General features: G+C 59.9%; 6 protein-coding genes. 4 read left to right on the top strand and 2 right to left on the bottom strand.

Annotated features, from left to right (window positions below):
* The first annotated feature begins 723 nt into the window (after positions 1 to 723).
* Together ACQGNJ_RS02280 and ACQGNJ_RS02275 are read left to right on the top strand one after the other, a co-directional pair.
* Complete coding sequence (locus ACQGNJ_RS02280; RefSeq protein ID WP_426687609.1) at positions 724 to 4,098, top strand: KAP family P-loop NTPase fold protein; 3,375 nt, start codon at positions 724 to 726, stop codon at positions 4,096 to 4,098.
* A gap of 281 nt (positions 4,099 to 4,379) precedes the next feature.
* On the top strand, positions 4,380 to 4,640 hold the full coding sequence (locus ACQGNJ_RS02275) for a hypothetical protein (protein WP_426687608.1): 261 nt from the start codon (positions 4,380 to 4,382) through the stop codon (positions 4,638 to 4,640).
* A gap of 225 nt (positions 4,641 to 4,865) precedes the next feature.
* Here ACQGNJ_RS02275 and ACQGNJ_RS02270 read toward each other — a convergent pair whose 3' ends face one another.
* Positions 4,866 to 5,678 (bottom strand): HNH endonuclease, encoded by an 813-nt coding sequence (locus tag ACQGNJ_RS02270; RefSeq protein WP_426687607.1) that lies wholly within the window; start codon positions 5,676 to 5,678, stop codon positions 4,866 to 4,868.
* 166 nt (positions 5,679 to 5,844) lie between these two features.
* Here ACQGNJ_RS02270 and ACQGNJ_RS02265 point away from each other — a divergent pair, with 166 nt between their 5' ends.
* Complete coding sequence (locus ACQGNJ_RS02265) at positions 5,845 to 6,498, top strand: hypothetical protein (protein ID WP_426687606.1); 654 nt, start codon at positions 5,845 to 5,847, stop codon at positions 6,496 to 6,498.
* Between the two features lie 149 nt (positions 6,499 to 6,647).
* Here the strand turns inward: ACQGNJ_RS02265 and ACQGNJ_RS02260 are convergent, their stop codons facing one another.
* A complete protein-coding gene (locus ACQGNJ_RS02260) occupies positions 6,648 to 7,544 on the bottom strand; it encodes a LysR family transcriptional regulator (RefSeq protein ID WP_426687605.1) in 897 nt (298 codons plus the stop codon).
* Positions 7,545 to 7,651: 107 nt separating this feature from the next.
* Here ACQGNJ_RS02260 and ACQGNJ_RS02255 point away from each other — a divergent pair, with 107 nt between their 5' ends.
* Positions 7,652 to 8,524: an aldo/keto reductase family oxidoreductase gene (locus ACQGNJ_RS02255; protein WP_426687604.1), complete on the top strand. Its 873-nt coding sequence runs from the start codon at positions 7,652 to 7,654 to the stop codon at positions 8,522 to 8,524.
* Positions 8,525 to 8,586 lie beyond the last annotated feature (62 nt).

The raw sequence follows: 8,586 nt of genomic DNA, 5'->3' as shown, positions 1-8,586 counted from the left end.
AGTTCGCAGAGTCATTGATGTGGTTTCCTTCCAAGCCATGAAATAACACCTCCACCGCGCTAGAAATCAGCGGTGAGGTGTAACCCATGTCCTGGCACACCTGTTACCCATGTCCCCGGTCCAAACATGTGGCCAGAGAAACGTGGCCCAAAGAGAGGCCACCCCGCTTGGCGCTTGTTGGGCTTCCTGCCCAACAAGTCCGTGAGCCGGGGCCGGGCTTTTCGAACGGGCATCGGGCAACCGCTCCTGCGTTGCCTCAACTCTGGCATCCATGCCGTCGCCTGCCCGTGCGAAAAGGAGTCGACGTCCTGTCGACTCCCGCTACGCGGCCTGTCGTCCCCGACTCACCGCCGCACAGGGGACCCGGGAAGAGCGGCGGGCCATCCTGGCCCGCACTCTATGCGCTCGCTACGCGGGCAACGTCCTCTGGACGTAAGTTGTGGTTGCTGGCCGTCCGCCTTCGACCCGAAGCAGGCATTGACCTAAATCTCCGGCGCCTAACGGAATTTGGTTCGGCGGCCATACGTCATGGGATCCATTTCAGCTTTTGCCCGGTGGTTACACATTTAGTAGCAACACGCACCAAGGTCGAAGCACGTCCCTGCGCATGCGCCGGAGCTTGAGTTGGACGCCCTTTTGTTGTCTAGCGCGCCGCCATCAAAACTGCTGGCAAGCACCTCCATGTCGACGTAACCTCTGGGTACTCTCAAAAGGAATCAGTCCATGGATGCAGATACGCCGTCCAGGCACACATCCACCCGCCGTTATCTCCGGGACGAACCTGCACTCGAGGACAAGTTTGGAGCACACAAGCGCATCGCAAAGGGTATGGCAAATGCCATTCGCGCAAACCCAGACCTCAAGGTGGTGGGATTAATAGGTCCATGGGGCAGCGGAAAATCGACCGTTGTCGGCTTTCTAGAGCAGGAGCTCAGGGCCGACGAGGGGATAGAAAGCCATGTGTTCACCTACGACGCTTGGGTTCATCAGAACGATCCGCCTCGACGGGCCTTTCTCCAGGAATTGATTCATTTCCTAATTTCGAAGGGCCTGACTTTACGCAGCGAATGGCAGCGGAAGCTGGATCAACTGAACGGGCAAATCGAAGACACACTGGTTACTAAGACGCCGCTCTTTACTACTGGCGGGGCGGCCATCTTCTTTTCACTTCTGCTATCCCCCTTCGGAGCTTCCCTTCTCATGAAGGCCGGCATCGAAGATGCCCTCCACGGTACGCCGGGCTTCCCGTGGAAAATGGTCATCGGTGCGGTTCTGCTCATCGCGCCAGTGTTGGCGTCCTTCGGTGTCTACCTCGCGTGGCGTCCTGTCCGTAAACCGTGGGATGACGGGTACTTCACGAAAAAAAATCTTGCAAAGCACCGGAAGCCGATGGAAGGCCAATCGATCCTTGCCATGTTTATGAGCAAGGAAATCACCAGCCACAAGAACAGTGTGACGCGGGACCCGGTTCCGACCGCGATCGAATTCCAGAAGATTTTTCGGACAATCATGCATGCGGTAGCGAAAAAAAATCGCCGATTTGTATTCGTCGTTGACAACCTGGATAGGCTTCCACCTGACGAAGCTATTGAAATGTGGTCGACGATCCGAAGCTTTTTTCTTGGCGCTGCCGAATCCCTTGACGAAAAGGACAACACTGAACTGCCAACGGTCATCCTTCCACTTGACGAACAAGCCGTGCAAGAGATCTACGGGGAGTCATCGGTCGGCGATGCAAATAGCCGTGCTTCGGCCTTCATGGAAAAAACGTTCGACCTGACTTTCCGCATCACTCGTCCGGTCCTGACAGACTGGCAATCCTACCTTCGTTCACAAATGACCGTTTTATTTGGTACAGACCTCAAAGAGACTTGGGTTCGCCAGACAACGGCTTTCCTGGATGCGCAATTCCTCCAGATGCCGGTCCGGCCCATTACGCCACGGCGAATAAACACGCTGCTCAATACAATTGGCGTAACGTGGGAACAGTGGGAAGGCGCAGGCGTCCCATTCGCTTCCGTTGCCTATTACTGCACCTTCCGAGATCTCTTCGACAAAGCACTGCAGACGGAAATCGTCGTGCCTCATGCGTCAATTGGCCGATATGACCCCGACTGGCAAAGATCAGTTGCCGCGCTCCACTATGGGGTTGACCCGACAAAGGCGTACCAGGTCCTACTGGAAGGCCCTCTCCGCAGCGCTATTGCCGCCAACAGCGACAAGGAATTTTCCTCGCTGACACAGTCCCCTGGCTTTCATCCTGTCTTCCATCGCATAGTGCAGAAGCTACGCGATACCGAAAATCTCGCACCCGATGCCGTTATGAGCACCATCAACGTTCTAGCGCGCGCTACATCGGAGTCTTCGGTCGACCTGTCGGAAGAATGGCAGCTCTTGCAGGAGGCTTTCGATCACACGGCAATGTGGGTTGGCCTAGGGGTCGTCGAGCGGGAAGCGGTAGGTCACTTGCTCGAGCGGTCCAGTGATAGAGAGAGGCACTTGATCCTTGCTTCGACCATCTCGCATGTCATCGGCTCTCCAGCTGCTTCCGATCCAAATTTGGCTGATCAGCTTGGCGCCCTATTCAACCAAGTCGATGATAGTTACCCCCAAATCATCGAGGGCTTCGATGAACTTGTGATCCCGAACAACCCGGAAACGTTCGTCCGCGTGGCAGCGATCTGCATAGATCGTCCTAGAGTCCTTAATCGCCTGAAAAGCGGCGCATTAACGGATGAAATTGGCGTTGTCCTCCTCAATGGCCTCAATACGAACTTGCCCCAAGAGATGGACCGACGCTTCATGGCCGTGGTTCAGACACGACATAATGCCTTCAGCGCCGCGTTCTATGAAGCTGCGGCGCAAAACCTCGCCACGGTGAATTCTCCGGGTGCCGCCACGACGTTGCTCGCTATCGGATTCGGGAGAAAGACAAATGATCCGAATGCAGTAGCGGCGGCCTCAAGTCTTGTAAGTACTGGCCGGCTGGCTGCCATTGTCACGGAGTCCTGGACGCCAGATACGCCGGAGACCTTCACCCGGTCATCTGCGCTTCTCATACTCCTCCAGCCGACACAGTACCCCTTACTTTCGACTCCCTTGCCGTTGCCCCTGCTCGTCGGAGATCTGGTCGAGCCACTCGAATCCGCGCTCCGCGAATTTAGCGAGCCTTCGGCCGTGACCTTCGGTGCGCTTGCAAGGGTCACCCTAACCTCCCCATCTACAGGGCTTCTACTCAGCCAGCTTCTCTCCCGGCGTGTGGCACACGAACAAGTCGACGACTTCACCGGGCGCGAGCTTTTTGCGCGGTACGATGAACTGCAAGGGGTGCTTGGCTTTGACTCTTTCAATAGTCTGCTGAAGCTTCTGGCCAGAACAGATGACTTCTGGAGATCACTGGCAGCTCGACCAATTGATCAGAGTTCCCTGGCCGCACTGAAAATTCTTCACGACGAGAACCCGGGCCGCGCGGAACGTCCCGGCGAGGCGCTCGCGGCCTTGGTAGAGGAGATCCCTTCCGAGACTTGGACGGAGGCAATTGCGAATCCAAATATCGCCATGCAAGCTGTCAATCAGCTTAGGCAGCGGTCATCGCGATCCATCGCGATCCCAAAGCTTGCAGTACCCCTGACGATGGCGATGGATCAGATTTTTGAACCACCATCCCAGGATTGGCTGGAGCGGTGGTTCCTTCTCGGCGGGTTCCTAGCACCGTCGAACCGCCAAACGCTTCTAAGAACGCTGCGCGACCGCATCATCAATGCCCCGCCCGCGACCGGACTTGTGCCGATCCTGGGGCTGGGCGGCGATGCGCTCATCACTGAAGGCCATTTCGACGAGAGAGCGGACGAATTCATCCGCCTACTCGTCCCGCCGTTCTACACCCAGCCGGGAGCACGCGAATACTTGATCACCTATGCAGTCGCTCTCGCACCTCTGGTCACCGGAGCCGCTCCAGAAACTCGACAAACGATTTCCGACTGGCTGGCGGAAATGAGCACCAGAGAGGGTCAGAATGTCCACCTCGCTGAGGCGCTATTAGCCAGTTGGTCGCCCCATCTCAAGTCCGAGGATGGACCTTCACCAGAACAGAACTGAGGTAGCTGCAAGAATTGAGTGCCGGCCCCTTCGAGGCCATCCCGGCGACGTTGGAGGGACAGCCGAGACTGACGTGAAGCGCTGAGCCTTTAAATCCGGTCAGAGTGTACTTTCGAATGACCGTTGTTGGCCGAAATCGGCCAAATCGTTCAGGGCCGGCAGTTATCGACATCTCCGATAGCCCGTCATCCATACGCTACACCACATCACGGCCTAACCTGCGCCTGACGATCGCCAAGCTCCTTGGGCCTCCGTTGGGGCATGGCTAGAAGGAGTGTTGAATGAGTAACGCCAATCGCATCCCCGGCTTTATGGGCGCGGCCGTGGTGGTGAAGGATCGGTCTCCGCGGAGGTGGTTGTTGCCCTTTGCGGTGCAGCTGGTATCCATCGAGGTGTTGGTTGCGCAACTGGTGTACTACCAGGGCATGCGCGAGACCGCCCGTCACAGCTGCGACGGCGCCCAGGATATATGCGACGTCTTGCACCCCCGTTTCCCAGACGTCCACGGCAGCCGCGCCGCGGCAAAGCCGTTCACGGCCTGAGCTGTGGCGACGCCGAGTAAAAGTTCATCGAGGCCGACTGGCGCTACATCCAAGCCGAATGATTTTTCATTGATGACTACCAGTGCTGAGCTGGCGCTGAGTGACGGCGGATCGAGTAGTGCAGGGGCGATGCTGCGCCGCCGGGCGCCCGACGTGTTTCCGGCTTTTTCTGACGCCCGTAACGGAATAGGGCGGGTCATCCCTCATCACGGACGCGCGGTGCGCTCACGCACCGTGCAGGGTGCGATCACGATGAGACGCCATCAGCGTGGCGTCGGGTCGGAAGCGTTCCGGTAGATCGATTTGTTGGCCTTCCACGGGAAGGAATACGTCTCTCAGGAAATCATCGCGGCTGGCCTTGAGGCGCTTTGACAGCACGACGCGCAGGTCTTCGCTGAGCGTGAACAAATGGTTGTCGAAGGCCTTGTCGTGGATGGCGGAAAGGCACAGGCCGTTGCGTGGATTGAGGCGGTTGGCCTTGTCCTGGCTCCACGGAACGATATGGCTGGCAATCAGCAGTCGAGGATCGCTGACGCCTGAGATGCAGCATTGGTAGCGATAGCTGGCGAGCACGGTGCGACGAAAGAAATCCTGCTTGACCCGTTGTTGTACCAGTGCAACGCGCGTCTCCCCGGTGAAGTCGGTGAGGTCATCCGCAGGATCGTCGCGCACGCCGCCAGGCGCAAAGTTCATGGCATGCGTCAATTGCTGCTGTAGTGCTGCGCAGTCGAGTGCGAGGCGCTCCCAGTCCTCATGGAAGGCGTCCCATATCTTTCGATCATGCGCAGATGCACCGGCGAGCCCCTTGCGGCCGCTGTCGATGATCGAAGGATCAAGGCTGGCGAAGTTGCTGAGCTTCATCGCCAGCGCACTCGGCGTGCGTCGGATGAGTGCGGCGGTGCGGACGATTTCCGGGTTGGTCTTGTGTAGTTGGCCGAAAGGCGTATGCAGATAGATGCTGATCGCGAGTTTGAGCTGTTCTTCCGTCCAGTTGCCCGAACTTGGAAAGGCCTCCTCGAAAGTATGGTGTGCATCCATCGTGAGCGCCCCTGTTCTGTTGATCCACTCTTCGACCAGGATGCGTGTTTTGCTCCGTCGAGGCCAGAGGTAAGGCTGATGTTAGTGCTGACTCAACCGCGGGCAGTCGTCTGCATTACGCTAGGCGTCGCGCGCTGAATGAGCGCTTGGACTGGCAGGGATGCAAATGGGCGACGAAGCACTCAGCTATGCGCTGATCGAGAAGAAGATCGAGAGGTACGTCCGGGAAATCGCCGATGAAAAGCCGGGCAGGTTGGAACGCTGCGCCACGTTGATGGCTTTGGGGTTACTGGCGGTCGCGTGTGTCGCTGCGCCTTTTGTGAAAACCGTGGCGGCGTTGCGGTTTCTTCAAGCCGACCTGGCGCTTTGCTTGATCTCCATGCTGATCGGTTTTGGCTATTTTGTTCGCCGCGAGTGGCACACGTTCCATCGCAGAAACGACAAGGTCTCGCAGGAGCTGGATCACGACTATGAGCAGTGGCGCCTGATAGTGGCCGAATTGCGATGCTTCCCGAGGCCGCAGCTAGCGCGACGGCTGCGCTACCTGAGTGCGCGCAAGTCGTCGCTGGCGTATCGCATGGGACTTTTCACCGGAAGCGTTCAACGACTGGGCGTCCTGCCGCTGCTGGCGATCCTCTACCTGCAGTTCAAGGACTGGCGTTTTGGCGACTGGCAGGCGTTTGGGCAAGTTCACATGGTCGGCGGTCTGCTGTTGTGGGCGTTGTTTCTTGCCTACCTGATCTCGTGGTGGCTGGTGGGGCTTGGCACGCGTTGGGATGCCTACGAGGCGCTGCTAATCGAGGCGATACATGACGAATGAGTGATCGCTGGCCGGCATACAGTGATTGGTATAGAGCACCATGTCCTGCCAATGTGCCCGCGAGCCTGACCGTCCTCGCAACGTCGCACGTTTTCGCGGTCGAGCAAAGCTGAAGGGCTGGCGCGATGACAATGTGTATTCAACGCAGCTCACCCCTCGCGAATAAAATCCACAAACGCCCGCAACGGCGCCGGCAGCTGCCGTCTTCCCGAGTAATACAGGAACGGCCCGCTGAAGCTTTGCCACCACGGTTCGAGCACGGGCAGCAAGGCGCCGCTTTCGAAATGCGGGTGCAGCCAGTCCTCGAACAGGTGGATGATGCCGAGGCCGTCGATGGCGGCTTGCACGGCGAGGTCGAGGGCGGCGCCCTGGCGAACCTGCAGGCGCGCTGGCGGGTCGATGCGCACGATTTCGCCGTTGCGCTCGAACTCCCAGACGGGCACGGCGCCGCCGGAAAACTGGCCGCGCAGGCAGGCGTGTTGCAGCAGGTCGCGGGGGTGTTCGGGGTGGCCGTGGGCTTGCAGGTAGGCGGGTGCGGCGGCGGTGACCAGTCGCTGGATGCGCGGGCCGATCGGCACGGCGATCATGTCTTGCGCAAGGCGCTCGTCGTAGCGGATGCCGGCGTCGCAACCGGCGGCGAGCAGGTCGACGAAGCTGTCTTCGACGGTCACTTCCAGCCGGATCTCGGGATAGCGCTTGAGGAAGGGCGTGATGATCGGTGGCAGCACGGTGCGCGCCACGTTGGCGGGCACGTTGAGGCGCAAGGTGCCGGCGGGGTGGTCACGGTAGTGGTTGACCACGTCGAGCGAGGCTTGCACTTCGGCCAGCGCCGGGGCCAGTCGTTCGGCCAAACGCTGGCCCGCCTCGGTGGCCGACACGCTGCGGGTGCTGCGATGGAGCAGGCGCGCGCCCAGGCGCGTCTCCAGCCGCTTCACCGCTTCGCTCAATTGCGACGCGGAACCATGGCCGCTGCGTGCCGCTTCGCGGAAGCCGCCGGCCTGCACCACGGCGAGAAAGGCGATGAGATCTTGCGTGTCTGCTGCCACTGTTCGGCGCTCCGTACGGCCCGTGCGGATTGTGGCGGATTATCAGGCGTGCAGCGTGCGCCTATAGTCGGTTGCTCCCCACCATCGACAGCCCACGGAGATTCATCATGAGTCAGCTTGAACAAGCCGGCACGTTTCTGCTCGGCGACCGCACGGTCAACCGGATGGGCTATGGCGCCATGCAGCTTGCCGGCCCGGGCGTGTTCGGTCCGCCTCGCGATCACGCCGCCGCGCTGGCGGTGTTGCGTGCGGCGCGTGAGGCGGGCGTCAATCACATCGACACCAGCGACTTCTACGGCCCGCACGTCACCAACCGGATCATTCGCGAGGCACTGCATCCGTATGCCGGGGATCTGGTCATCGTGACCAAGGTCGGTGCGGTGCGCGGCGACGATGGTTCGTGGAACGCCGCACAGAGCCCCGCCGAACTGACGCAGGCGGTGCACGACAACCTGCGCAACCTCGGCGTGGATGTGCTGGATGTGGTCAATCTGCGCACCATGGGCGCCGTGCATGCACCGAGCGAAGGCAGCATCGAGCCGCAGTTCCGCGCACTGGCCGAACTGCAGCAGCAGGGCCTGATCCGCCATCTGGGTGTCAGCAACGTCACTGCCAACCAGATTGCCGAAGCGCAACGTATCGCGCCGGTGGTCTGCGTGCAGAACCACTACAACCTGGCGCACCGCGATGACGATGGCTTGATCGACGCCCTCGGCAAACAGGGCATCGCCTACGTGCCGTTCTTCCCGCTCGGCGGTTTCACGCCGCTGCAATCACGGACCTTGTCCGAGGTGGCGTCGCGGCTGCAGGTGACACCGATGCAGGTGGCGCTGGCGTGGCTGCTGCAGCGCGCGCCGAACATGCTGCTGATTCCGGGTACTTCATCGGTCGGGCATCTGCGCGAGAATCTGGCGGCGACCGATCTTCAGTTGCGTGCGGATGTGATTGCCGAGCTGGATGGCATCGCGCCATCGTCCTGATACGCGAAAGAATCAGCCGGCCGCTCATGGCCACCTGACAATGGGTGCCGGACGCGATGTCG

This window comes from Rhodanobacter ginsengiterrae (genome assembly GCF_050026815.1).
Taxonomy (GTDB): Bacteria; Pseudomonadota; Gammaproteobacteria; order Xanthomonadales; family Rhodanobacteraceae; genus Rhodanobacter; species Rhodanobacter ginsengiterrae.
This window is presented reverse-complemented; position numbering and strand designations above follow the sequence as displayed.